The organism is Streptomyces sp. NPDC014676 (assembly GCF_043084105.1).
In the GTDB taxonomy this organism is placed as follows: domain Bacteria; phylum Actinomycetota; class Actinomycetes; order Streptomycetales; family Streptomycetaceae; genus Streptomyces.
In genome coordinates this window covers 270,354-294,403 of record NZ_JBIBZI010000006.1, presented here as the reverse complement: position 1 = coordinate 294,403, position 24,050 = coordinate 270,354, and the positions used below count along the sequence as shown (strand labels likewise).

At 70.2% G+C, this 24,050-nt stretch carries 25 protein-coding genes and 1 pseudogene; 14 read left to right on the top strand and 12 right to left on the bottom strand.

Going from position 1 to position 24,050, the window contains the following annotated elements; translation table 11 throughout:
• Nucleotides 1–65 precede the first annotated feature (65 nt).
• Nucleotides 66–1,757, top strand: coding sequence for a hypothetical protein (locus ACF1DX_RS19420; protein WP_391792392.1), 1,692 nt, complete (start codon nucleotides 66–68; stop codon nucleotides 1,755–1,757).
• 46 nt (nucleotides 1,758–1,803) lie between these two features.
• On the opposite strand, the gene ACF1DX_RS19415 is transcribed toward ACF1DX_RS19420, so the two are convergent.
• A complete protein-coding gene (locus ACF1DX_RS19415; RefSeq protein WP_391792391.1) occupies nucleotides 1,804–3,117 on the bottom strand; it encodes an ABC transporter substrate-binding protein in 1,314 nt (437 codons plus the stop codon).
• Nucleotides 3,118–3,211: 94 nt separating this feature from the next.
• On the opposite strand from ACF1DX_RS19415, the gene ACF1DX_RS19410 reads away from it, so the two are divergent.
• Nucleotides 3,212–3,736 carry a hypothetical protein gene (locus ACF1DX_RS19410; protein WP_391792390.1) on the top strand — a complete coding sequence of 175 codons (525 nt, stop codon included), beginning with the start codon at nucleotides 3,212–3,214 and terminating at the stop codon, nucleotides 3,734–3,736.
• A 47-nt stretch (nucleotides 3,737–3,783) separates the two neighbouring features.
• Nucleotides 3,784–4,665, top strand: coding sequence for a formyltetrahydrofolate deformylase (gene purU, locus ACF1DX_RS19405; RefSeq protein WP_391792389.1), 882 nt, complete (start codon nucleotides 3,784–3,786; stop codon nucleotides 4,663–4,665).
• A gap of 115 nt (nucleotides 4,666–4,780) precedes the next feature.
• Here purU and ACF1DX_RS19400 read toward each other — a convergent pair whose 3' ends face one another.
• Together ACF1DX_RS19400 and ACF1DX_RS19395 are read right to left on the bottom strand one after the other, a co-directional pair.
• Entirely contained in the window at nucleotides 4,781–5,914 is a 1,134-nt protein-coding gene (locus tag ACF1DX_RS19400; RefSeq protein WP_391792388.1) for a maleylpyruvate isomerase N-terminal domain-containing protein, read from the bottom strand.
• Nucleotides 5,911–6,492: a sigma-70 family RNA polymerase sigma factor gene (locus ACF1DX_RS19395; protein WP_391792387.1), complete on the bottom strand. Its 582-nt coding sequence runs from the start codon at nucleotides 6,490–6,492 to the stop codon at nucleotides 5,911–5,913. The genes ACF1DX_RS19400 and ACF1DX_RS19395 overlap by 4 nt, the downstream gene beginning before the upstream one ends.
• 357 nt (nucleotides 6,493–6,849) lie before the next feature.
• Here ACF1DX_RS19395 and ACF1DX_RS19390 point away from each other — a divergent pair, with 357 nt between their 5' ends.
• The 3 genes from ACF1DX_RS19390 to ACF1DX_RS19380 all read left to right on the top strand — a co-directional run bounded on the left by ACF1DX_RS19390 (nucleotide 6,850) and on the right by ACF1DX_RS19380 (nucleotide 8,853).
• Nucleotides 6,850–7,230, top strand: coding sequence for an STAS domain-containing protein (locus tag ACF1DX_RS19390; protein ID WP_391792386.1), 381 nt, complete (start codon nucleotides 6,850–6,852; stop codon nucleotides 7,228–7,230).
• Nucleotides 7,231–7,380: 150 nt separating this feature from the next.
• On the top strand, nucleotides 7,381–7,893 hold the full coding sequence (locus tag ACF1DX_RS19385; RefSeq protein WP_391792385.1) for an EF-hand domain-containing protein: 513 nt from the start codon (nucleotides 7,381–7,383) through the stop codon (nucleotides 7,891–7,893).
• Nucleotides 7,894–8,412: 519 nt separating this feature from the next.
• The gene (locus ACF1DX_RS19380) at nucleotides 8,413–8,853 is read left to right on the top strand and encodes an ATP-binding protein (RefSeq protein ID WP_391792588.1); all 441 of its coding nucleotides are present in this window, start codon (nucleotides 8,413–8,415) and stop codon (nucleotides 8,851–8,853) included.
• A 555-nt stretch (nucleotides 8,854–9,408) separates the two neighbouring features.
• Here ACF1DX_RS19380 and ACF1DX_RS19375 read toward each other — a convergent pair.
• Nucleotides 9,409–10,434: a GlxA family transcriptional regulator gene (locus ACF1DX_RS19375; RefSeq protein ID WP_391792384.1), complete on the bottom strand. Its 1,026-nt coding sequence runs from the start codon at nucleotides 10,432–10,434 to the stop codon at nucleotides 9,409–9,411.
• 71 nt (nucleotides 10,435–10,505) lie between these two features.
• Here ACF1DX_RS19375 and ACF1DX_RS19370 point away from each other — a divergent pair.
• A pseudogene (locus tag ACF1DX_RS19370) lies at nucleotides 10,506–10,691 on the top strand (MFS transporter); the annotation flags it as partial.
• A 119-nt stretch (nucleotides 10,692–10,810) separates the two neighbouring features.
• On the opposite strand, the gene ACF1DX_RS19365 reads toward ACF1DX_RS19370, so the two are convergent.
• The gene (locus tag ACF1DX_RS19365) at nucleotides 10,811–11,584 is read right to left on the bottom strand and encodes a helix-turn-helix domain-containing protein (RefSeq protein ID WP_391792383.1); all 774 of its coding nucleotides are present in this window, start codon (nucleotides 11,582–11,584) and stop codon (nucleotides 10,811–10,813) included.
• 321 nt (nucleotides 11,585–11,905) lie between these two features.
• Between ACF1DX_RS19365 and ACF1DX_RS19360 the strand changes: the two genes are divergently transcribed.
• Nucleotides 11,906–12,406, top strand: coding sequence for a glycine-rich domain-containing protein (locus ACF1DX_RS19360; protein ID WP_391792382.1), 501 nt, complete (start codon nucleotides 11,906–11,908; stop codon nucleotides 12,404–12,406).
• Nucleotides 12,407–12,481: 75 nt separating this feature from the next.
• The gene (locus ACF1DX_RS19355; protein ID WP_391792381.1) at nucleotides 12,482–13,111 is read left to right on the top strand and encodes a class I SAM-dependent methyltransferase; all 630 of its coding nucleotides are present in this window, start codon (nucleotides 12,482–12,484) and stop codon (nucleotides 13,109–13,111) included.
• 21 nt (nucleotides 13,112–13,132) lie between these two features.
• Here the strand turns inward: ACF1DX_RS19355 and ACF1DX_RS19350 are convergent, their stop codons facing one another.
• A complete protein-coding gene (locus tag ACF1DX_RS19350) occupies nucleotides 13,133–13,840 on the bottom strand; it encodes a recombinase family protein (RefSeq protein WP_391792380.1) in 708 nt (235 codons plus the stop codon).
• Between the two features lie 313 nt (nucleotides 13,841–14,153).
• On the opposite strand from ACF1DX_RS19350, the gene ACF1DX_RS19345 reads away from it, so the two are divergent.
• Entirely contained in the window at nucleotides 14,154–14,381 is a 228-nt protein-coding gene (locus tag ACF1DX_RS19345; protein WP_391792379.1) for a hypothetical protein, read from the top strand.
• Nucleotides 14,382–15,429: 1,048 nt separating this feature from the next.
• Nucleotides 15,430–15,792: a hypothetical protein gene (locus tag ACF1DX_RS19340; RefSeq protein WP_391792378.1), complete on the top strand. Its 363-nt coding sequence runs from the start codon at nucleotides 15,430–15,432 to the stop codon at nucleotides 15,790–15,792.
• Between the two features lie 40 nt (nucleotides 15,793–15,832).
• Here ACF1DX_RS19340 and ACF1DX_RS19335 read toward each other — a convergent pair whose 3' ends face one another.
• Nucleotides 15,833–16,018, bottom strand: a complete 186-nt coding sequence (locus tag ACF1DX_RS19335) for a hypothetical protein (RefSeq protein WP_391792377.1) — start codon at nucleotides 16,016–16,018, stop codon at nucleotides 15,833–15,835.
• Between the two features lie 197 nt (nucleotides 16,019–16,215).
• On the opposite strand from ACF1DX_RS19335, the gene ACF1DX_RS19330 reads away from it, so the two are divergent.
• The gene (locus ACF1DX_RS19330; RefSeq protein WP_391792376.1) at nucleotides 16,216–16,833 is read left to right on the top strand and encodes a hypothetical protein; all 618 of its coding nucleotides are present in this window, start codon (nucleotides 16,216–16,218) and stop codon (nucleotides 16,831–16,833) included.
• Nucleotides 16,834–16,890: 57 nt separating this feature from the next.
• Here the strand turns inward: ACF1DX_RS19330 and ACF1DX_RS19325 are convergent, their stop codons facing one another.
• Nucleotides 16,891–18,297 (bottom strand): recombinase family protein, encoded by a 1,407-nt coding sequence (locus ACF1DX_RS19325; RefSeq protein WP_391792375.1) that lies wholly within the window; start codon nucleotides 18,295–18,297, stop codon nucleotides 16,891–16,893.
• A 5-nt stretch (nucleotides 18,298–18,302) separates the two neighbouring features.
• Here ACF1DX_RS19325 and ACF1DX_RS19320 point away from each other — a divergent pair, with 5 nt between their 5' ends.
• Complete coding sequence (locus tag ACF1DX_RS19320; protein ID WP_391792374.1) at nucleotides 18,303–19,499, top strand: MFS transporter; 1,197 nt, start codon at nucleotides 18,303–18,305, stop codon at nucleotides 19,497–19,499.
• 146 nt (nucleotides 19,500–19,645) lie between these two features.
• Here the strand turns inward: ACF1DX_RS19320 and ACF1DX_RS19315 are convergent, their stop codons facing one another.
• From ACF1DX_RS19315 to ACF1DX_RS19300, 4 genes are all read right to left on the bottom strand, one after another.
• Nucleotides 19,646–20,851: a flavin-containing monooxygenase gene (locus tag ACF1DX_RS19315; RefSeq protein ID WP_391792373.1), complete on the bottom strand. Its 1,206-nt coding sequence runs from the start codon at nucleotides 20,849–20,851 to the stop codon at nucleotides 19,646–19,648.
• 143 nt (nucleotides 20,852–20,994) lie between these two features.
• Nucleotides 20,995–21,660, bottom strand: a complete 666-nt coding sequence (locus ACF1DX_RS19310; RefSeq protein ID WP_391792372.1) for a pyridoxal 5'-phosphate synthase — start codon at nucleotides 21,658–21,660, stop codon at nucleotides 20,995–20,997.
• Between the two features lie 27 nt (nucleotides 21,661–21,687).
• Nucleotides 21,688–22,113, bottom strand: coding sequence for a pyridoxamine 5'-phosphate oxidase family protein (locus tag ACF1DX_RS19305; RefSeq protein ID WP_391792371.1), 426 nt, complete (start codon nucleotides 22,111–22,113; stop codon nucleotides 21,688–21,690).
• 226 nt (nucleotides 22,114–22,339) lie between these two features.
• Complete coding sequence (locus ACF1DX_RS19300) at nucleotides 22,340–22,975, bottom strand: TetR family transcriptional regulator (RefSeq protein WP_391792587.1); 636 nt, start codon at nucleotides 22,973–22,975, stop codon at nucleotides 22,340–22,342.
• A 134-nt stretch (nucleotides 22,976–23,109) separates the two neighbouring features.
• On the opposite strand from ACF1DX_RS19300, the gene ACF1DX_RS19295 reads away from it, so the two are divergent.
• Nucleotides 23,110–23,847 carry a VOC family protein gene (locus ACF1DX_RS19295; protein ID WP_391792370.1) on the top strand — a complete coding sequence of 246 codons (738 nt, stop codon included), beginning with the start codon at nucleotides 23,110–23,112 and terminating at the stop codon, nucleotides 23,845–23,847.
• The last annotated feature ends 203 nt before the right edge of the window (nucleotides 23,848–24,050 follow it).

The following is a 24,050-nucleotide window of genomic DNA, read 5'->3' as shown; positions in this document are numbered from 1 at the left end:
CGGGCTCCGGGGACCCGGTAGCGTGAGCCGACGATTCACAAGGTCCCCCATTGGTAGGAGTCCCGGTGACGCAGAGTGGACAGGGCGAGGAGCCCTCGGCGCGCCCCGCGCGCGAAGGCATCGTGCTGCCCTCCGACGGTGGTGAACCCCTGCTGCCGGGCATGACGGCCGGACCGGTCGCCCCCGGCGGCGCGGACGGCCGCACCTCCGGCGGAGGGTTCCCCGCCTCGGCCCCGCCCGGCGGCCAGACCTGGGACACGCCGTGGGGCCCCGGGCAGCAGAGCCCGGCCGCACCGCCCGGCCAGGACTGGCAGCCCCCGTCCGACGGCCGGTGGGGCACCCCGGAGCCGTCCCCGTGGGGCGCGCGGAACACGCCCGGCGGCCCCGGCCCGCTCCCGCCCGAGGGCGCGCAGACCCACGGCGGTCATCCGCCGTACGGCGCGAATGGCCCGCAGCCGGGCGCCGGATACGGCGGGAACACCCCCTCCGGCCCGCACGGGAACGTTCCGCACGGCGGTGCCGGTCCGTACGCCGCCGGAGCCCCGCTGCCGCCCGCCGACCCCTACGGCGCCCCCGCCCGGAACGGCTACGGCGCCCCCCAGTACCCGCCGGCCGCCATGCCGGACGGGACGGAAGGGGCCACCCAGTACATGCCGCCGGTCGCCGCCGGCGAAGGGGCGACGCAGTTCATACCCCCGGTACTCGCCGCCGACGAGGGAGCGACGCAGCTCATCCCCCCGGTGGGGCCGGGTGCGCTGCCGCCCGAGACGCCCGCCCACGGCTCCGAGGCCGGCGGATACCCGGGCATGCCCCCGCGGAACGCGCCCGGCGCGGGACACCTGCCGCCCGCCGGCGGCCCCGACGCCGAGGCCACCCAGTACATCGCCCCCGTCACCGACCAGCCCCCCGGGCAGCCCTACGGCGCCCCGCCGCCCGGTGACGGCAACCGGCAGCCGCCCGCCGAGTTCGACAACCTCTTCCGCGACGGTGCCGCGGGACCGGCCGGATCCACCCAGCAGCTCCCGCGCGTCGACTACGGCCCGCCCGCCCGCACCGCGCCCGGCGGACCGGCCGGCCCGGCCGGTCCCACCGTCCCGGCCGGCGGCCGGGGCGGACGCGGCGGCGGACGCACCGGCTCACGCGTGCCGCTCATCGCGGCGATCGGCGTCGGTATCGCCGTCCTCGGTGTCGGCGCGGGCGCGCTGCTCGGCAGCCCGGGCGGCGACGACGACGGTGACAACCAGAACGTGTCCGCGACCGCGCCCGCGAGCGCGGAGGCCTCCGGCTCGCCGTCCGCCGACCCGGCCCGTGAACAGGCCGTCGAGCTGGACAAGCTGCTGGCCGACAGCGGCGACAGCCGCACCACCGTGATCAACGCGGTCGCCGATGTGAAGGCCTGCCGCGATCTCGGCCGGGCGGCCGAGGACCTGCGGGAAGCGGCCGGGCAGCGCAACCAGCTCGTGACCGACCTCTCCGGCCTGTCTGTGGACAAGCTGCCCGACCACCAGGCGCTGACCACCGCGCTCACCAAGGCGTGGCAGGCGTCGGCCTCGGCCGACAACCACTACGCGGCCTGGGCCGACCAGACCGCCGGCAAGAAGGGCTGCAAGAAGGGCCAGGCCCGCTCCACCGGCCAGACCCAGGCCGGCAACCAGGCCAGCGGCACCGCGACCACCGAGAAGCAGAAGGCCGCCAAGCTGTGGAACGTGATCGCCAAGCGGTACGGCCTGACCGAGCGCCAGCCGACCCAGCTCTGACCGGACACCGCCGACCCGCGTCCCGCCCGGCCGGGCGGAACGCGGGTCAGCCCAGATCCGCGTCCCGCAGCGTCTTCGTCACATCGGTGAAGCCCTTGCGGGCCGCGACCAGCCGGCCGTCCTCGACCGCCTGCAGCGTCACGTTCGCGTTGACCAGGCGGGGAAAACCGACGGCGGCGAGATCGTCCTGGAAGTCCCACCGCAGGGTGGGGGTGAGCCCGCCCGTGGTGACCTTCAGCCCGCCGTCCAGCGCCCCGCTCACCGTGTCGGCGCTCACCTCGCCGTCCCCCAGCTCCTCGACGACCTGCTTGAACACGGTGTAGGCGATCCAGGTGGTCTGCACCCCGGCGTCCGCGGCGTCGATCCGGTTGTCGCCGAACGCCTCCTCCTTGATCACCTTCTTCATCGGGTTCCAGCGGGCGTCGCTCGCCGCCGGGTACCAGCCGGTGACGTACGACCCCTCGTACGGCCCCGACGCCCCGCCGGACGCGTCGATCGTGCTCTGGTCGACGCTGCCCAGCACGGTCGCGGTGTGCACCTCGGGATAGTCGGCGCGGGCCCGCCGGAAGGAGTCCATGAAGGTGCCCGTGCGGTCGCCGAGTGCGGGCACCACGCAGCCCTGCGCGGCCGTGTCCGCGGTGGCGCGCTCCAGGGCCTGCCGCGCCTGGCTCTCGTAGGAGGTGGCGTCCTCCGCCGCCCGCTGGTCACTGGAGCGCGCGTGCCCGCCCGCCGCCAGGCCCGAGTCGAGCAGCGGGGGGAGCTGGTCGCCCACGATGGTGTCGGGCCGGATCAGGGTGACCGGCCCGCAGGTGTCGGCCAGGGTGCGGCCGAGACCGGCCAGCAGCACCGGCTGGCCGCCGTTGACGGGATAGGACAGCGGGCTGGTGAACTCGTTGGTGGTGATGCCGTAACCGCCGATGTACGGGATTCCGGCGCCCTCCAGGGTGGGCATGAAGGAGTCGGCGTGCTGGCTGTAGGAGCCGACGACCGCGACGGCGTTCTCCTGCACCGCGCGCCGGGCGCATCGCGCGGCGGCCACGGTGTCGTTCTTGTCGTTGCAGGTCAGTACGGTGAGCCGGCGGCCGTTGATACCGCCCTGGGAGTTGATCCAGCGGGCGTACGCTTCGGCGAACGCGGGCATTCCGGGCTTGTTGGTGGCCTCGGTGTCCTGGGGTGCCCACGTCATCACGGTGATGGGGCCGTCGTCCCCGGAACCCCCCGTGGCACCGGGGACGACCCCGCACCCGGCGGCGAGCGACGCGCACGCCACCAGCGCGCCCGTGGCCAGGACGCGGGCCCTGACGGGCCGGTGGAGGAGGCGGGGGAGGAGAATGCTGCGGATGCGTCGCCTGCCGGTCATGCTCCCCCACGATTCCGCCACACGGCCAACCTCGGAGTGACCCTTGGTCAACGGATGGTGACGCCGAGGTGAATTACGGGGTCCCGTATGACTCATGTGGCGCGGAAACGTACGATCGACGATCGTGCAAGGTTCGGAGAACTCTTCCCGTCGTGGCCGTCGCTCCTTCACCATGGGCGGCATGCCACTCAACGACATGCCGTGGTGGCGCTGGCGCAGCAATGTGCGCTCCGCGCTGCACATGCTCTCCGACCCCGCCTTCCAGCGGGGCGTCTGGCTGGCCGGGGCCGACGGTTACGGCGACGTCACCGACGCCGTCTACCGGCTGGTCGAGGACACCTGGCTGGACAACTGGTCCGCCGAGAAGTACGTCGGCACGATCTTCCGCGACTCCCAGGAGGCGGCGCTCGTCGACACCGCGGTGCTGCGCGTCCTGCGGATCATGCACCAGGTCGGCCCGGACGCGCCGGTGGCCGCCTATCTCGAGCACGAGGGGTGGCCGGAGGCGGTACGGGCCGCGCGGGACGCGCACGTGCGGATGGCGGCGAGCGACGGCGACGACCCCGACGCCCCGCCGAGCACCCTCGAGGTGCTGCGGATCGTGACGCGGTCCGCGTAGCGGAACGGACGGCCGGCCGTTCCCGCGTGTGTGGGACCCTTTTCCGCATGAGCGAGCAGTCCACCCGAGCCGCGGCCCCCGCCGACCAGTACGTCCTCACCCTGTCCTGTCCCGACAAGCAGGGCATCGTGCACGCCGTGTCGAGCTACCTCTTCATGACCGGCTGCAACATCGAGGACAGCCAGCAGTTCGGCGACCACGACACGGGACTGTTCTTCATGCGCGTCCACTTCTCGGCGGACGCCCCGGTGACCGTGGAGAAGCTGCGGGCGAGCTTCGCGGCGATCGGTGACTCCTTCCACATGGACTGGCGGATCAACCGGGCCGACGAGAAGATGCGCGTCCTGCTCATGGTCAGCCGGTTCGGGCACTGCCTGAACGACCTGCTGTTCCGCGCGCGGACCGGTGCGCTGCCGGTGGAGATCGCCGGGGTGGTGTCCAATCACACCGATTTCGCCGAACTGGTGGCTTCGTACAACATTCCCTTCCACCACATCCCGGTGCCGAAGGACGGCAAGGCGGAGGCCGAGGCCCGGCTGCTGGAGATCGTGCGCGAGGACGAGGTCGAGCTCGTCGTCCTCGCCCGCTACATGCAGGTCCTCTCGGACGACCTGTGCAAGCAGCTCTCCGGGCGGATCATCAACATCCACCACTCCTTCCTGCCGAGCTTCAAGGGCGCGAAGCCGTACCACCAGGCGCACGCGCGGGGCGTGAAGCTCATCGGCGCGACCGCGCACTATGTCACCGCCGACCTCGACGAGGGGCCGATCATCGAGCAGGAGGTCGAGCGGGTGGGGCACGACGTCACGCCCGAGGGGCTCGTCGCGATCGGGCGGGACGTGGAGTGCCAGGCGCTGGCGCGGGCGGTGAAGTGGCATGCGGAGCGGAGGATCCTCCTGAACGGGCGGAGGACGGTCGTTTTCGCCTGAGGGCTCGGGGGGTTCCGGCTCGGTGGCGACTGCGGGTGGTCTGTGGCCGGTCGCGCGGGGAACCGCGCGGGCAACCCCCACGCACCCGCGCCCGCCGACGAGACGGAACCCGCCCCTACATCCGGCTCATGCTCGCCGCCGCGAACAGCACGTCCTTGATGGCGTCACGGTCTCCGACCTGCCCCACCGCGGCCTCGCGCGGAGACACGTGCCCCGCCGCGAGCCTGCAGAACTCCGCCCCGTCCAGCGCGACGTGCGCCACCTCGTGCTCGGCCGACCCCTTCGCCGCCGGAGAGTCCAGCGGGATCAGCCACTCGCCCCCGCCGGACCCCTCGATCTCCAGCCGCAGGCTGCGCCCCGGCGCCCCGGCGGCGACCAGGTGCCGCTCCACGGGGGAGGCCAGCCCGTGCTGCCGGCGGTGTTCCAGCACGGCCGGCAGCATGCGCGCGGCCAGGTCGACGATGCGGTGCAGATGCCGCCCGGAGGGCGGGTCGTACGGGTAGTCCACCGCCTCGGCGATGTCCTCCGCGTGCACCCAGCACTCGAAGGCCCGGTCCAGCATCGCGTCGTGCAGCGGCAGTTCGTAGTCGCCGTACGACACCGGCAGCCGTCCGGTGCCGCCGCCCGTGAAGGACACCGTCCGCACGAGGTCGTGGCTCTGCTCCCGCCAGGGCGCCCGCACCGAGCGGGTGGGCGGGAAGCGGGCCGCCCGCCAGTACGCCTCGGTGCGGTCCGTCGGGGTGGGCCGGGCGGCCGTGGCGTCGCCGAGCGGGTCGTCGAGGCCGAGGGCGACCGCGACCAGTCCGTCGACCGTCAGCAGATGCGCGATGACCCCGGCGACGGTGGTACGGCGGCTGCTCGCCTCGTCGGACTCGTACCAGCGCAGCCGCACCGGCGCGTGCCACTCGGAGTCGCCGAAGTCCTGGAGCAGCGCGTCCAGCCGCGCGGTCTCGGCGTCGTACGCGGCGGCCCACTCCGGCACGGGGACGCGGGGCGGGCGCCGCTCCAGGCAGGCCTCCAGGACGCGGGTGCGCAGGCCGGGGTCCAGGTCCAGGCTCTCGGGCCGCTGGAGCAGGCCGACCGCCTCGCGCAGCCGCAGCGCCTCGTCCGCGCAGGGCCCGCAGGCGCCGAGGTGCTCCTCGACGGCGTCCGCCTCCGCCTGCGCGCAGGCGGCCAGCGCCCAGGCACCCAGCAGCGACTTCAGCACGTGGTGCTCCAGTACGAGCGGTCCGGCACGGTGCTCGCTCACGCGGCGCCCCCGATCCCGGGCGGGTCGCCCGGGGCCCCGGTGTCGTGCGCGGTGGCCAGCAACTGCAGGCCGAGGCGGAGCCGGCGGCGCGCCTCGTCGTCGGTGACGCCCAGGTCGGCGGCGGTCTGGCGGTAGTCCCTGCGCTGGAAGTACGCCAGTTCCAGGGCGTCCCGCAGCGGCGCCGGCATGGACTGGACGATGTAGTCGGCGCGGGCCGCCACCGAGGCGTGCCGCACCGTGCGCTCCAGGTCCTCCGTGGTGCCGGGGCCGCCGCGGGCGAGCGCCGCGGTCTTTGTGGTGCGCAGCCGTCGTACGGCCAGCAGGCTGGTCAGCGTGGCGAGCCAGGTGCGCAGGGGTTCCTGCGCGGGGTCGTAGGAGTCCGGGTGTTCCCAGACGTGGGCGAAGACGTCGCGGGTGATGGCGTCGGCGGCGTGTTCGTCGCCGACGACGCGGTGGGCGAGGCCGTGCACGAGCGAGGCGAACCGGTCGTAGAGCTCGCCGAGGGCCGCCGCCTCCCCGCGCGCGAGCCGCTGCTGCATCCTGCGGTCCCAGCGGGGCGGTACGTCCGTTTTCGGCATGCGGCCCCTCACCCCCTGTTCCTTCCCGGTCCCGGGTTGGTCGGTACCCGGTTCCGGTGTGGCCTGCGACCCCAAGAATGTAGTCGGCGCACAGGAGGGCGCACGCCCCTTTATGGCAATGTGCGCCCCTGGAGGAGCCGTGGATGGTAAGGGGCCGCCCGCCCACGTCGGACGCCGTCCGGGCCGCATCCGCCCACCTCCGCACCGATCGGAACCGATCGAATCGGATCGAAGACGACCAAAATAAGCCCTTTCTGTTCGGTACCCGTTTCTCGGCTCGCGTTTCAGGGAACGGCCGGTGGGCAGCCGCGCTGCAAGGAAGCGTAGGGACTGCTTCCGTTTCGGCGAGCGAGGGGCGTGGTGGTGACCTTCAAAGTGACCGACAAGGAGCACGGCGAGTGGACCGTGCTCCGGGTCTCGGGCGAGCTGGACCTGGTGACGTCCCCGGTGCTGCGCCAGCGGGTGCACGACGTGGTGGCCGGGGGCGGGCACAGCCTCGTCCTCGACCTCTCCGAGGTGTGGTTCTGCGACTCGAGCGGGGTCGGCGTGCTCATAGCCTCCCGCAGACTGCTCCGCTCCTGCCGGGGCAGCCTGCGGCTGATCCTCCCCGCGCGGGGGGCCGCCGACGGCAGTCACGTCAACAAGGTGCTCGGCGCCCTCGGGGTCCGCCGGCTCTTCGAGATCCACCCGGACGTCCCCTCCGCGGTCGACGAGGACTCCCGCCCGCTGTCGGCATGACGGCACGCGCGGGCGCTCACACGTGTCACACGCTTGTCCCGTTATTCCCCCGGTCTTGGTCCAGGCGTCGTTTTCCGGCTTCCCGGCGGCCCACCACCACGTACGCTCCCAGCGAGACGACCCACTGACCTAAGGCGGCCTGAGAGAGACATGGTCACCAGCGAGTACGAGCGAAGGATCGCGGCCCGCTTCGCGGGCTTCGACCAGGACGGCAACGGCTACATCGACCGCGAGGACTTCAGCGGAGCGGCCAAGGCGCTGCTCACCGAGTTCGCCGTCGCGGCCCGCTCCGACCGGGGCCAGGCCCTGTACGTCGGCGCCGAGGCGTTCTGGCAGGGCATGGCGGGGATCGCGGACCGCGACGGCGACCAGCGCATCACGCGCGAGGAGTTCGTGAACGGCGCGGTCAAGCGGCTGCGGGACAACCCGGAGCGGTTCGCCGAGATCGCCCGCCCCTTCCTGCACGCGGCGCTCGCCGTCGCCGGCACCGGCGGGGACGGCACGGCCGGCGTCGAGGACGTCGCGCGGGTCCTCAAGGTGCTCGGCGTCCCCGAGGACCTCGCCCGTACGGCCGCCGCCGCGCTGGACCCGGACGGCGACGGCAGGATCGGCGAGGAGGAGGTCGTCCGGTCCTTCGCCCGCTACTTCACCGTCCCCGAGTAGCTCCGGTGGCCCTGACGGTCCGGGTGGCCCGGTGGAACACCTCCGCGCGGATGTCACGGATCGTGGCATTTTCATGATCACGGAGGGTTGATACCGGCTTGTGTCCTGTGCGGCACTCGTCACGGCCCGGAGTCGGACGTCCCCTCCGGTACCTTGTGTGGGATGCGAGTGGTCCCGCGTACGCACCGCGCCGGAGTCGCCCCCGAGGCGACTCCGTACCGGCCGGTGCCTGCGACTTCCCGCCGGGTGGCCAGGCGAAACGCCGGCACCCGTGCGGCTCCCCGCGGCGGGCGTCGCACAGTATGCCGTACGTGTACTCCTTCGCGCTGGAATATGCCCGAAGCGCTTGTTGGGGTGACTGTACGTCAACCATGCTGTTCCACAAGGGATTCACGTTCCGTGACCCCTGTCCCGGCCGTTGTTCTGGCCATGCAGGAAATGGCTACGATCGTGGCCATCGTGAGGCGCGAGTCCAAGTGTCCGCCGGTTCGGATGGTGTGAGCGGTGCAGGTGCTTCAAGTGCAACTGGAGATCCGGCCCGACCCCGCTGAGGTGGGACGGGCCCGGCAGTGGACCCGTTCGCGGCTGGCCGGCTCGGGCATAGAGGCCGACGAACCGCTCGCCGAGACCCTGATCCTGCTCGTCTCGGAACTCGTCACCAACGCCGTGGTGCACACCGGCCGTCCGGCCGTACTGCGGCTCTCCCTGCCCGGGGAGGACGCCGAGGAGGCCACCGTCCGCCTGGAGGTGACCGACCGCAGTGAACGGGCCCCGGTGCCGCGCTGTGTGGACGGTGAGGCCACGGGCGGGCGCGGGCTCGCGCTCGTGGACGGGCTGGCGGATCGGTGGGGGTGGAGTGCGGAGGGCGCCGGCAAGCGGATCTGGTGCGAGCTGGACCGCTGCGGGCAGGTGCCCGACGGGGCGCCGGCGTGTGGCGGGCTGGCTTACGAGGCGGTGTAGTACGCGCGGGGCGCGTGGTGCGTGGGCGCGGAAGGGCTCGGGCGGCCGGGGTGTGCGGGTTCCTCGCGGTTGACCGCGCCCGCGCGGCGGAGCCGCATATCGCTACGGCCCCGTGCCCCTTGGGGAGTTGTCCGCGTCCCTTCTCGCCCGGTCGTCCGCGTCTCCGCAGGTGCACGGGTGCACGAGGGGCCAGGTCGGCGGGCGGGGGTGTGACGTGGTGCGCCGGGTGTGCTTCCGTGCGCGGTCTCGGCCAACAGGGCATATGCCTCAAGCAGGTCATTGTCACCCGAATCGGTATTGACGTTCGGTGACCGTTTGATCACTCTGTTCGTCAGCGATTCGCCGCGAGGGGACGGCGAGGGCCCGACGACGGGGGTCCTCGACGAGTGTGGGTCGTGATTCGGCGTCGGTTCCCCCAGGGCCGAGGGGGGAACCCCGGGCGGGAACGCCGAAGCCGAAGAGCGGTGCGGCGCTGCCGTGCTCGGGGCGGACAGCGCCGCACCGCCACCGCCGGCGGGGACCCGGGTTCTCCACAGCCTGTGGGCGGCCTCCCGCTCACCCCCGGGCCGGCGCGGCCGTCCCGGCCCGGAAGGTCCGCCGGTACGCCGTCGGCGTCACCCCCAGCGCCGCCTGGAGGTGCTGCCGCATCGACTGGGCCGTGCCGAAACCGGCGTCGCGGGCCACCTGGTCCACGGACAGATCGGTGGACTCCAGCAACTGCCGGGCCCGCTCCACCCGCTGCCGGGTCAGCCACTGCCCCGGACTGACCCCGGACTCCTCCCGGAAGCGGCGCGTGAAGGTGCGGACCGACATCGCCTCCCGCGCGGCCATGTCGCGCAACTGGATCGGCTCGTGCAGCCGGCCCAGCGCCCACGCACGGGCACCGCTCGTGGAGGACTGCTGCGGATCGGGCACCGGCCGCTCGATGTACTGCGCCTGCCCGCCGTCCCGGTGCGGCGGTACGACCGTACGGCGGGCCACCTCGTTGGCCACGACGGCGCCGTGGTCGCGCCGCACCATGTGCAGGCACAGGTCGATCCCGGCCGCGACGCCCGCCGAGGTCAGGATGTCCCCGTCGTCGACGAACAGCACGTCCGGATCGACCTCGATCCGCGGGAACAGCCGCTGGAAGCGCTCGGCGTCGGCCCAGTGGGTGGTGGCGGGCCGGCCGTCGAGATACCCGGCGGCGGCGAGGACGTACACGCCGGTGCAGATGGAGGCGAGCCGGGTGCCGGGACGGATACGGGCGAGGGCGGCGGCCAGCTCGTCGGTCAGCTCGCCCCGCTCGAACACCGGGCCGAGCTCGTAGGACGCCGGGACGATCACCGTGTCGGCGGTGGCGAGGGCCTCGGGGCCGTGGGCGACGTGGAGGGTGAAGTCGGCGTCGGTCTCCACCGGCCCGGGCGGCCGGACCGAGCAGGTGATCACCTCGTACAGGTGCCGCCCCCGCCCGTCCTGAGGGCGGCCGAAGACGCGGTGCGGGATGCCCAGCTCGAAGGGGAGCAGTCCGTCGAGGGCGAGGACCACGACCCGGTGGGGCCGGAAGTCGGCGGACACTCGGGGGAATTCGACCGGATCCATGGCCCGATCCTAGTGAATGCTGTCCTCCGGGCCACTCGTTGTGGCGGGACCGATCCCGGAAGCTCTAGGGCGTGACCCAGACAAGCGAGACAGCCGTCGTCGTGGAGCCGCCCGCGAGCGGCCCGAAGCCAAGCCGCACGCGCGTGCACCGCGCGTGGTTCGTCGCCGCCGTCACCTTCGTGACGATCATCGGTGCCGCCGCCTTCCGCTCCGTACCGGGCCTATTCATCGACCCGCTGCACGACGAGTTCGCGTGGTGATGCTTTGGGGAATTTGAAGGCGGGTCTCTTGGTACCTGCCAGTTCGAACCGGGCGGGGCGGATTCGGCGGCCAGGCGCCCGCACGGGGCGGCCCCCAGGGGGAGCGCCCCGATCCCTCACTGCGGCGTGGTCGAGTACCGCTCGATGCTCGCGCGGCCTGTCGATCGGTCGAGTAGGTGCAGCTCCCACGGGCCTGTGTTCACATCGAAGTCCTTGCCGAACCCGACCCACTTGCCTGCCATGCGTCGGCCTGTCGGCTCGATGAGTAGCTGAATCGCACCGTGGTACCGGGCGCCTTGGTAGTATCCGTCAGTCGCCGTCTGCTCGGTCCACGTACCGGTGACGACGTTCCGATCAACGGTGAGATCCAAAGACAATGGGCTGTCCGGGTTGGTCGACGCTCCGGGCAGACTCTGGGCTGTCAGCCGGTTGCCGTGTTGGACGATCACGACGTGGTGCTTACAGTCGAACGTCTCGTCACGGCTGGACGAGTAGAACTCGTAGCGGGACAGCCAGATGCCCGCGTACTCGCTCTGCGGCTCCGGCTCCGGGCTTGTGGCAGCGTCAGCCGTGCCGACTTCCTCGGCCTCCATGTCGTGGCCTCCTGCCCCGTCTGAGTGGACGCGTGCCATCGGGATCGCGAACCCCAGCGACTCAGGGGTACGGCCGGTGAACCGCTTCAGTGCCCGCGCATACAGCGGGCGGCATGTCCTGGTCTCCCCGGACTCCCAGCGTTGCACGAGTCGCTTGGAGGCGTCGTTCGGTTCCCCCAGCTCCTCGCCTGCGCCGCGTAAGCCTCGGGCGAACTCGTCTTGGCTGAGGTTCATCGACTTGCGTACGGAGGTCAGCACGTCGTTGGGGACTCGCTCACGCTCGGCCGTAGTCGTCATGATCCGAGGGTAGCCACGCCACGTCTCCAATGACACCGGTTTGACGCCCTGGGGGTGACACCGACATGACGCCCGAGAGACGCCTTGAACGTCGCCGCAATGGTCGTGATCGATCCGGAACATGGTCGTCATGTCCATCCGCATCAGCGCTTACACGGTGAGAGCCGACGGCACTCAGACAAAGCCACGAACCCTGTACGAGGGTGAGGGCGGGGAACCCCTCGCTACTGGCCTGATGCCGCCGTGCCTGTGCGCCAAGTGCAGGGGTGGGCGACATGACCGGAGCACCACGGACCCCCAATTACGTGGAGGCAAGCCAGCATGAGCACGGCAGTAGTGATCCGCGACCCGAAGGCGTACGTCACCCCGGACGTGTGGGAGCGGGAGGTAGCTCTCCTCCTCCGCAACCCGGAGAACACACGCGAACTGGCAGAGGCCAAGTTCGGACAGGCCATCGCCTACCTGGTCACATGCGGCGAGAACCCGGACCTTCTCATGGGCCCGTCCAAGCAGGTGGACGAGGCGTGGCACTCGTTCATGCTCGACTCGATCCCGTACCACCACTTCACCAGCCGGCACTTCGGCCGGTACATCCACCACGTTCCGGAGCTTCCGGGGACGGCGGTCGGAGTCCTGTGCGTCACCGACGAGGAGGTGACGCGGGACGGGCACGACCCCAAGACCGGCGGCCCGCTCGTGCTGGAACAGACGATCAAGGCCATCAAGGCAGCCGGGTTCGAGATCGACCCCGCCCTCTGGGGCATGGAGGACGCTGCCGACTGCAACCAATGCCACGCCGGGTGCCACGACTCACCCAAGTAGTAGTGAGCGGCATGTGAGTTAGGGCCCGTCCCCGTACGTTGGGGGCGGGCCCCTCACGCCGGAAAGGATCACCGCATGTCATTGGCTGAGTCCTGGGACAGGTACGCGGTCGGGAGCAAGCCACGCAGGACGGTGAACGCCAAGGGTGACACGACCTGGCTGAACTGGACCCAGTACGCTGAGCACGGGCCTAACGAGAGCCTTCTGGGCTCCGTGGCCGGACGCCGGGTGCTGGAACTCGGCTCCGGGAGCGGCAGTAACCTTGCGCACCTCGTGACGCTCGGCGCGACCGGTCAAGGGGTAGACATCGCCCCCGCCCGCGAGACGGTCGCCCGGGAGCGCTGGGGCCACCTACCGGGCCTTGAGTTCCGTACGGCGGAGGCGACGGCGTTCCTGAACGAGACGGACGAGGCATTCGATGTCGTGCTCTCGATCTTTGGTGCCGTGTGGTTCGTCGATCCGGACACCCTGCTTCCGCTGATCCGCTCGCGCATGGCCCCGGGCGGCATCCTGGCCTTCTCACATTTGCCCCCAGGAAGCCAGGGGCCCATGCATGCCAAAGCCGGACTGCGGCACGACCGCACTCCGGATGAGTGGAGTCGCATCCTGACGGGGCACGGCTTCTCTGACGTGCGCGTGTCTCTGATCGACCCGCCAGAGGGCAAGGCTGTGGGCACGATGCTTGTCCGTGCCTTGGCGACCTGACCGCGCGGCTGTGCGCCTGTCTCAGGACACCCCGGCTTTTTGGCAGACGGAGCGAACCGTCATGGCGCTCCACTTCGCGGCTCTGCGCGGGGGCAGGCCCTCAGCGTCGAGCTGCACGCCGATGGCCCGGTAGCTCATTCCCTCCGCCCTCAGTTCGAGTATGCGGGCCTGTGCGGTCTGCTCCGTGGGGTTGGGTGCAGCGTCGCGCTCTCGCCCCTCTCCGTCCCCGTGGAAGCCGTAGGCGTACGCACCGACAGCTTTCCGGCCGGAGGCTGCCTTGGCCGCACGCCCGTCCCGGAGACGCTTGACCACCATGCGCCGATCGAGTTCGGCGAATACGCCGATGACCTGCCGCATGGCCGTGCGCATCGGGTCGTCAGGGTCGTCTTGGTGGACCTCTCCACCGTCGGCGGTGAAGACCTTCGCCCCGTCACGCCAGACCACGGCAAGCGTGGCTTCCTGCACCGTGAGCGCACGGGCCAACCGGTCGAGTCGAGGTATCAGCAACCCCTCTGCCTTGCCCTCCCTGATGAGCAGCAGAGCTTCCGACAGGCCCTGACGGTCGAGCGCTTCGGTCGCACCAGACACGCCCTCATCACGCGACATATGAACGATGCGGTGACCGTGGGCCTTGGCCCACGCCTTGACGGCCTTCTCCTGTACGTCCAGGCCGTAGCCGTCCGAGACCTGTCCGGCCCCGGATACGCGGATGTAGGCAACGAGCTTCATGGCTCCCCCTCCATGATCATGTAAGTATTTCCGTGGAAAAACTTACAGTCCAGGTCAAGGTGCTGCAACGTTGTTCCATGTCCACGGTGGGCGACGGCTCGCACAGCCGCCATACAGGGCGATGACGGAAGGGGGTGGGGTATGACCCCTGAAGGGCCGTGCTCGACCGCCGTGTCTTGGTGGCCAAGATTTCGCCACGGTTTCAGGGTCGTTTGAGGTCAGCCGGCCAGAGGCGCCCGCCCGAGTGCGGAGTTACTGTGACTGTATTGGCCCGCCTCCATCCGTTGAAGCGTCAAATGCGAGAGGGGTGGACATGATGGGGACCGAATACACGTCGGCTGACTCCCAAGGAAAGCCCGCATCCAACTACGACACGACGCGATCTGAATCCGAAGTGACTGTGGATGCTGCCGGCCAGGGGTACACCAGCACGTCAGATTACGTGAAGGGCGAGAACCCTCATGCTCCAGTCGCCGAGGCGGAGCAGGAGTCGGAGGAGGAATACGAGGAGGAATACGACGACGGGGACGACGATGAGTAAGACATCGACGGGCAGCAATCAGGCCACCGAGGTCCCGACGGTATGTCCGTCGTGTAAGTCGACCAGCTTCGTCTCTCCAAACAGTCTGGAGTCGAAACTCCAGGCTCTCGTGACGCCGCGCGGCTTCAACAAGATGGTGGCAGCGTTCGTGCGGATGTCTTCAGCGATGGGGGAAGAGCTCCGTGGCGGGCTTCTCCGATGCAAGAAATGCCGCAAGCCAGTGCTTGCGTGCCCTCACTGTCACCAGGAATTCCACCCACCCGGTGAGCTCCCCCCAGACGGCGGCAAGCGGATCTGCATGAAGTGTGATCAGACCATTGTGGTGCGTCATGAGTGGCCCTGGCAGGGGTGATCAGAGTCGGTGCCTTCCAGTGCCGCCCGGAAGTGTTCCTCTGTCAGCGCGTCGGTCCCGCGCTTGGCGGCGAAGGTCAGCATGCGCGCGAGCGGTGTCCGGGCTGGGAGAGGAGGAATACGACTACGGAGACGAGGATGACTGAAAGAGAGAAGACCATTGACGGCACAATCGAAAACCCGACCGTGTGTCCGTCGTGCAAGTCAACCAGCTTTGTCGCTCCGAGTACCGGAGAATCAAAGCTCCTAGCTGCGGTAACCACACGCGGCTGGATCAAGTTCGCGGCGAGTGTCGGACGATGGATGGCAACAGCGGGGCCCAATAATTTCTACGGAGCGCTTGCCCGGTGTGAGAAATGCCGTAAGCCGGTCCTTGCTTGCCCGCACTGCCATCAGGAATTCCATCCGACTGGTGAACTGCCCCCGGTATACACCAGTCGAGTCTGCATGAAGTGTGACCAGCCCATACTGGTGTCGAACTACGACCCACCAGGGCCGAAGTGGTGGTGATGGAAAAACATTTCGCCTTGATTCCACGGCGACGGCAGTGCAAGCGGGATCAGAGGTGTCCTTCAATGGCTGCCTGGAAGTGCTCGTCGGTCAGGTACTCGTACCCGTGCTTGGCGGCGTAGGCCAGGATGCGCGTGAGCGAAGTGTCCGGGGTCGGAAGAGGGGGAGTGTGGCTACGGAGGCGACGATGACGAGGACTGAAAAATCGATCATGTACGAGGGTGAGGTTACCGAGTGGCCGACCCTGTGCCCCTCGTGCCAGTCAACCGACTTTGTTGCCCCAAACAGCTGGGATCACAAGCTACAGGCCATGGTGACCACACGCGGCGTGGTGAGGATGGCTGTGTTCTTTGGGCGAATGCTCGCGACACTGCATGAAACTCAACACGGGGCAGTTGCTCGGTGCAAGAAGTGCCGCAAGCTGGTACTGGCCTGCCCGCATTGCCATCAGGAATTCCACCCACGGGGCGAACTTCCCCCGAACTACAGCAAGCGGGTCTGTGCGGGGTGCGACAAGGACATCGTGGTGATTCACAGCCTGGGGGATTGAAGAAAGCTACATCATCGTCACCGGCGAAATGTAGGGATGCTCAGAGCAGGCCCAGCTTGGCCATGTCGAAGTGTTCGTCAGTCAGATCCTCGTATCCGTGCTCGTCGGCGTAGTTCAGGATGCGCGCCAGTGGTGTGTCCGGGGCTGGCGGTTCGGTAGCCAGCTCGAAGCCGGTGACCTGGAGAGCGAAGCGGAGACCGATGTCGCCGGCGTGATCGTTGACCATCGCACCAGCGTAGCGAGGGTGAGTCCCTGCACGGCCTCATTTTGAGAGGTGCCTCACATGCAGTGACCTGCGCTTTTCCTTCCATGCCCTGTACATTTCGGGTCCCCCGCGATGATGGCGGGACGGATGCTGTCGCCGAGGAAGGGAGACCCGAGATACAGGAACACGTATGGCGTCGTGCGCTGGTGCGCTCGAACATGAAGCACGCAGAGAAGTTGGTCGGCGTCGCCATGGCGTTGTACGCGGACTACGAGACGGGCGAGAACGTGTGCCCGTCCAACGGGACCATCGCCAGGGAACTCGGCTACGGCGGGAAGGCTCCAGAGCAGACGGTCAACAAGATCGTCGGCAGGCTGCGTAAAGTTGGCTGGCTCACGAAGACAGGCAAGGTGCCGGACGGTCCGGTGATCTACCGGCTCACGTTGCCGAAGCAGGGGGGTATGGCTGAGAAGCCATACAACCTACATACCCTCAAGAGCGACGGCGGTAGGAGTGAGGAGCCAGCGGCGAAGAGCAAGCCGGTAGGCGAAGAGCGGCCCCCGGCAGGGGGCCGACAGGGTGAAGACGAAGAGCGCAAGCAGCCGGCGAAGGTGGGCCGCGTGAGCGGGCCCCAGCAGGAAGACGAAGGGGCTGGCTCCCTTGGGGGGCCTTCGGCCCCCACCTTGTCCTTCGTAGACCTTGGCAAGGTCAGGCAAGAGGAACAGCGTCGACGCTGGTTCGGAGACGCGTACGCGTCTCCCTTGCCGGTGGACTTCGACTACGACAGCTTGGCCGACCGGCTCCAAGAAGCAGGGCAAGAGCCGCCGCCCTTCTGATCCTGCATGACGAAGCCCCGCCCTCGGGATGAGAGCGGGGCAGTCGAGCGAGGCAGGCTACGCGTCGGTCTCGTCGGCGGTGTGGTTCCACTCCACGGTCATGTAGTCGTCCACGGTCATCTTCGCCGCCTTCTTGAAGCCGTTGGGGTGCATCGTGATCGTGGTGACGAACTTGACCCACGCTCGACGGACGGGGAGCGGCGTGTTCGGCCAGTCCTGAATCAGGCCAGCAATGCCCGACACGGGGTCGATCGGGGGCAGACCGGTGACACCGGACAACTTCTCGTCGATTTCGTCGAGCCTGGCCCGGATTGCCTCGGTACCGGCTGTCATCTGCGACAGGGTGATGGCCCCGGAGGCGTAGGACACGGCCAACCCGTCGAGCCGTTCCCGCAGGGTCTGAGCTTCCTGGTGAAGGTGGGCCGAGTCATCCCCCTGCTCCTGCCGAGCGGCGAGAACCCAGGGCAGGAAGTCGGGGAAGACGAGCCGCGCCAGGACGGCGTTACCGGCTCGCTTGTCGGCCATCTCTCGGGGCACGCGTACGTGCTTCTGTCCGCAGCGGTAGACCGGCGTCCCTCGGTACATGCCGCCTCGCACGGTCTCCCCGCAGCGCTCACAGGTAGCCAGTCCGGCGAGCAGGGTCTGAGGGGCCGAACCGGTACGCGCACCACCCGTGAAGCGCTTGGGGTTCGTCAGTGCCGACACGAGGGCGTAGTGAGTCACCTCGTCCAGGATCGCGGGCCACTGGCCCGCGCCCACCACTTCGCCGTGGTAGGTGGCCTGTGCGATGTACCGAGGGGAGACGAGCACCTTCTTCACCCCGCCCACACCCCACCCCTTCGCCTCGCCCTTCGCCGTGCCGGACGACGAGCGGGGAGCGAGTAGACCGAGGTCGGTCCAGAAGCGAGCGACAGCCGCCAGGGTCTCGCCCTGAAGAACCATCTCGGCGCCCTTGCGGATCGCTTCCGCCTCGGCCTCGACCACGGTCACGTAGTCGTCGGCGTATCCGAACGGTCGCAGGCCTGTCTTGTGTGGCGTGCCGTTCCTTGCCGCCTGAAGGTTCGACGCCTTCTGTCGCAGCGCCTTCTGCTCACCCTCGTACTCCGCCCACGCCGTGACCGTCTTGGCCGTGGCCCGACCGGCCGGAGTCGACAGGTCAAGGTGTCCAGCGTGGATGGCGTGAACGTTGACCCCGAGTGCGATCACTCGCAACAGGTCTTCCGTCTTGCGTACAAGCCGGTCAGTGTGCCAACAGAGGATCGCGTCCGGCTTGGACGCCAACAGCCGCTCGAACCCGGGTCGCACCTTGCCCGAGGTGGCGCTGATGTCGTTGTCCGCGATCACCTCGCGTACGGTCCAGCCACGGGCTTCGGCGTAGGCCCGGCACTCGGCCTCCTGCCGCTGAACGCCCAACTCGTCGCCGTGCTGATCGAGGCTGAGTCGTACGTAGATGGTGACGTCCACCTGTCGTGCCCCCCTTGTTCCTGCTCACCGTGCTGAGTGCCCCAAAATTTTACCAAGAGTTCGGCTGGTCGCGCGGGACCATCGCCGCGGCGGTCTCCGTGAACCTCGCGCTGTACGGCCTCACCGCGCCGTTCGCGGCGGCGCTGATGGACCGCTACGGCATCCGGAAGGTCGTCGCGGTCGCCCTCAGCGTGATCGCGCTCGGCTCGGGCCTGACGGTGTGGATGACGGCGCCCTGGCAACTGCTGCTGTGCTGGGGTCTGCTGGTGGGGCTCGGCTCCGGTTCCATGGCGCTGGCCTTCGCCGCGACCGTCACCAACCGCTGGTTCACCGAGCGCCGGGGGCTGGTCACCGGCATCCTCACCGCGGCGTCCGCCTCCGGGCAGCTGATCTTCCTGCCGCTGCTGTCCTGGATCGTCTCGCGGTACGAATGGCGGCCGGCGGCCGTCACCGTGGCGCTCGCCGCGCTGGCCGTCGTCCCGTTCGTCTGGCTGCTGCTGCACGACCATCCGGCCGACGTGGGTGTGAAGCCGTACGGGGCAAAGGAGTTCGTGCCGAAGCCGGAACCCGTTCCGGGGGCTGCCCGGCGTGCGCTGACCGTGCTGTTCTCGGCGGTGCGGACGGGGCCGTTCTGGCTGCTCGCCGGGAGCTTCGCGATCTGCGGCGCCTCGACCAACGGGCTGATCCAGACCCACTTCGTGCCCGCGTCCCACGACCACGGCATGCCGGTCACGACCGCGGCGTCCCTGCTGGCCGTCATCGGCGTCTTCGACGTCGTCGGGACGGTGGCGTCCGGGTGGTTCACGGACCGCTTCGACGCGCGCCGGCTGCTCGCGGTGTACTACGCGCTGCGGGGGATCTCGCTGCTGTTCCTGCCGATCCTGCTGGCGCCGAGTGTGCATCCGCCGATGCTGTTCTTCATCGTCTTCTACGGGCTGGACTGGGTCGCCACCGTGCCGCCGACGCTCGCGCTGTGCCGTGAGCACTACGGCGAGGACAGTCCGATCGTGTTCGGGTGGGTGCTGGCCTCGCACCAGGTGGGCGCGGCGGTCGTCGCCTTCCTCGGGGGTGCCGCGCGGGACAGGTTCGGGTCGTACGACGTGGTCTGGATCGCGTCGGGGGCGCTGTGCGCGGCGGCGGCGCTGATGGCGCTGGTGATCCGGCGGCGGGCGGGGGCTCCGCTCGCGACGGCGGTCGCCTGAGGGTCCGGGGCCGGGGTGGGACGGGGGTGTTGCGCGGCCCGGCGTTCGCGGGGTGCCTCCCCCACTCTCGGCTCCGCTCGAGCGGGAGGTGCCCCCATCGCCCTGGGGGCCTTCAAGGCACTGGGGGAGGCACGACTTGCCCGCAGTCAGTCGGGGAGTCGGGAGACTCCCCCCGCGCGGACCACCGCCTTCGCGATCCGCTGCGCGTCCAACGCCAGTTCACGGAGGTTGCCGCTGATCGGATTGGTGAACCCGGTGAAGTAGAGGCCGGGCGCGCCGGCCGGGGCGCGTCCGCCGTGGACGACCGGTCTGCCCCGGTCGTCGAGGACACCGAGCCCGCCGACCAGCCCTTCCAGACCGCGCGCGTACCCCGTGGCCGCCACGACCGCGTCCGGACCGACGCGATCCCCGTCCGCCAGGACGACCTTGCCCTCCTCGAACCCCTCCACGGCGGCCACGACCTCCACCTTCCCCTTGCGCACGGCGTCGATCAGACCGACGTCCTGCACGGGAATGGCCCCCTCCCGCACCCGGGTGTAGAGCCCGGAGCCGGGACGCGGAAGCCCCCGGTCCGACAGGTCCGGCAGCGCCACCCTCGCCTGGACCCGGCACAGCCGGTCGACGAGGCCGGCCGGCAGCCGGCGTACCAGGATCCCCGAGTACTGCGCGGGCCAGCCCGCGGTCGAGCGGCGCACGATGTGCGGAGGGGTGCGCACCGCGAGGCGCACCCGGGAGGCGCCCCCCTCCACCAGGTCCACGGCGATCTCGGCACCGGTGTTGCCGACGCCCACGACCAGCACGTCCCGGCCGGCGAAGGGCTTGGCGTCGCGGTACTCGGACGCGTGCAGGAACTCGCCGGTGTACGTGTCCCGGCCGGGCCAGTCGGGGACGCGGGGCGTGTGGTTGAAGCCCGTGGCGACGACGACCGCCGCGCCGGTCAGTTCGCGGCCCCCGGTGGCGTGGAGCAGCCAGCCGGTGCCGTCGGGGGTGCGCTCGACCCGGGAGACCTCGACACCGGTGACGATCTCCAGGCGGTGGTGCTCGGCGTACTTCTCCAGGTAGCGGACCACGTCGTCCCGGGCCGGCCACCGTCCGAACCGGCGCGGCATCGGCAGCCCGGGCAGCGCGGACAGGCGCCGGGTGGTGTGCAGGCGCAGCCGGTCGTAGTGGCGCCGCCAGGAGTCCCCCACGCGGTCGGAGCGCTCCAGGACGACGGCCCGCACCCCCCGGGCGCGCAGGGCGTACGCGACGGCGAGTCCGCCCGGGCCGCCGCCGATGACGTAGACGGGGCGGTCCGCCCGGTTCGGCGCGGTGGGCTGCGCGGACGTGGAGGAGTCGGAGGAGTCGGCCATGAGCGCGAGCGTAATCACGCCCCTGGTTGATGGGTATCGGTCAAGACCGGAATTGGTTGCGGATTGATCACGCATGCGGGGATCGCGGGTTCGAATGTCCGCATGTCCTCCTCATCCGGGCCCGCCCGGCCCCTCCCCGGGCCTCACGGCCACAGGGACTCCCTGACCCAGCCCTCCGTTCCGCGCCGGTAGCGGAGCCGTACGTGCCGTCGTCGGGGCTCGCCCTGGAAGAACTCCACCTCGTCCGCCCGCAGCCGGTACAGGGTCCAGGACGGGGCCGGGGTGTCCGGTGCGTGCCGTGCTTGCTCCCATGCCGTCTCCGAGGCCCGTGCCAGTTCCTCCGGCGACCCGAGGACCTCGCTCTGCCTGCCGGTCAGCGCGGCCGCCAGCGCCCCGGTGGAGCGGGCGTGCAGGTCTGCCTGCGCCTCCTCGGCGGGGGCCGCCTCGACGGGCCCGCGCACCCGCACCTGGCGGCCCAGCACCGGCCAGTAGAAGGCCAGCGCGGCGTACGGGCGCGCGGTGAGGTGGCCGCCCTTGCGGCTGTGCGCGTGGGTGGCGAAGGACCAGCCGTCGTCGTCCGCGCCGTGCAGCATCACGATCCGTACGTCCGGCAGCCCGCGCGCGTCCGCCGTGGCCAGGGACATGGTGTGCGGCTCGGTCTGGCCGGCCGCCACGGCCTCGGCGAACCACCGCGTGAACAGCGGCAGCGGCTCGGCGGGCGCGGCGGCCGGGTCGAACGCCGGCAGGTCGGTGATCCGCGGGTCCCACACCCGCAGCGACCTCAGCAGCTCGTGGAGATCGGGTTCCATGCACCGATTGTCGGGCGTCCGGCGGGCTCACACCGACCCGAGGTCCGAGGACACCCACCGCTCGGGCCGCATCCGCACGACGACCTGCTCGCCGTGGTTCTTCCAGGCGAAGTCGACGTACTCCTCGACCTTGTCGGCCGGCAGGTAGCGCGCGGAGATCTCCCGCAATTGCTCGACCGTGGCCGGGGTGGTGTCGAGCACCGGCCCCTCGACCGAGACGTAACGGATGGTGGGTTCGACGCGGTCGACCATGAGCGAGAACCGTCCCACCGCGCCGATCAGCCGGTTCTTGCGCGAGTCCGGGCCGGTCATGATCCACACGTCGCCGCCGGGCGCGTACTGGTACCAGATCGGCACGGTGAGCGGGGCGCGGCCTTCCCCCGCGTCGACCGCCAGCGCCGCGATGTGCGGCTCGGCCAGGAACTGTTCGCGCTCTTCGCGGGTCAGGGCCATCGCGGGTTCCTCCTGCGGCGTGTGCGTCGGACGTTCACTCGGTCACTCGGGGCCGCTCGCGGACGGCCCGCTGGAGCTCAACACCGTTCGGGCGGTGCCGTGTTCCTCGTTCCCGTACCGCGCGGAAAGCGACGGGCGGCGGCCCACCGGAGTGAACCACCGCCCGTCTGACAGGACTCGCGAATCCGCGCGCCGGTCGGTGGGGACCGCCGGGCGCCTGTTTCGCCTACTTCGGCGGCTTCTTGCCGGTGACCCCCAGGTACACCAACAGGGCCAGGTTCGGCTTGAGTTCCGCCTGCTTCACGCCCCAGGAGGAGAAACCTTTCTGGTGGGAGGCGACGGCCGCGAGCATGGCCACCAGCGAGCCGGCGACCGCCGCGGGGTTCACGTCCTTGTCGATCCGCCCCTTGGCCTGCAGCTCGGCGACGGAGTCCGCCAGCGAGTTGTTCACGGAGTTCAGGATCTTCATGCGGATCTTGTAGAAACGTTTATCCCCCTCGGCCGCGCCGAGGTCCACGACCCGCAGGATCGCCTCGTTGTCCCGCCAGAACTCCAGGAAACCGTCGACGAGTTCCTGCGCCGTCTGCCAGCCGGCCTTCCCTGCCCAGGAGCGGCCCTCCAGCAGCTCGCTCAGCCCGGCGCTCTCGGCGGCCATGCGCTCGGCGATCTCCAGGACGGCGCCCTCGACGTCCGGGAAGTACTGGTAGAAGGTCGCGGGCGAGGTGCCCGCCTTCCGTGCGACATCGATGACCTTGACGTCCCGGTAGGGGGAGGAGCTGAGCATCTCGCTGAGGCAGTCGAGCAGTTTCTGCCGGGTCGCCTGCCCACGCCGGCCGGCCACGCGGCCGTCGACGGTACGCACTTGTCCTGTCATGCCGTCAGCTTACCGACGGGTGATCCGAGCGCGATTCGGCCGACTGCAAATGGGGTGTGCGGGCCCTCGGAGGATGGTGTGCCTGGTCTGCGGCCTGCGGGCGACGCGGTTACTTTGGCGGCATGGCCGAAAACAGGGCATCGGGGCACAGGGCGTCGGAGTACCCGGAGGGCACCCCCTGCTGGGTGGACGCGCAGCTGCCCGACGTGGAGGCGGGCAAGCGGTTCTACGGCGGGCTCTTCGGCTGGACCTTCGAGGACCAGCCCCAGGGAACCGTGCGGGCGTTGAAGGACGGCGCCCCCGTCGCCTCCCTCGCGCACAAGACGGACGGCCGGCTGCCCACCGTGTGGACGGTGTCCTTCGCCACCCCGGACGCCGGGGCGCTGTGCCGGCGGATCCGCGCGGCCGGCGGGCAGGTCGTCTCCCCACCGGGGCCCTTCGGCGACCTGGGCGTCACCGCGCTCGTCACCGACTCCGAGGGGGCGGTGTTCTCCCTCTGGCAGGGCACCGGCACCCCCGGCTTCGGGCGCCGCCACGAGCCGGGCACCTTCGCCTGGGTGCAGCTGTACACGCGGGACACCCAGGCGGCCAACACCTTCTACGGCGGTCTCTTCCACGACGCCCTGTTCGGCCCGGACGCCGATCCCGACTTCGGCCGCGCGCCGGTCTCCGACGTCTTCCCCGCCGAGATGCCGCCGCACTTCCTCGTCCACTTCGCCGTCGAGGACCCCGGGGGCGCCATGGAGGAGGTGGTCCGGCTCGGTGGCCGGGTCCAGGTTCCGCCCTTCGAGACGTCCTACGGCACGGCGGCCGTGGTCACCGACAATCAGGGGGCGTCCTTCGCGCTGCTGCGCCGCTGAGTCACCGAACCGATGAACCGCTGAGCCGTTTCCACCCTCTGTGTCGTATGAAAACCTGGACACCCTATTTGTCGGCCGGTTCGCAACCGGGGGCGCGGACAGGAAGAATCGGGGTGCGTGCCGCCACGGCGGTGCGGTGGTGAGACGCTGCACTACGGTCGCGGGCACAGGTGGTGGCGCGACTCGTACGGGGAGGTGGCAGG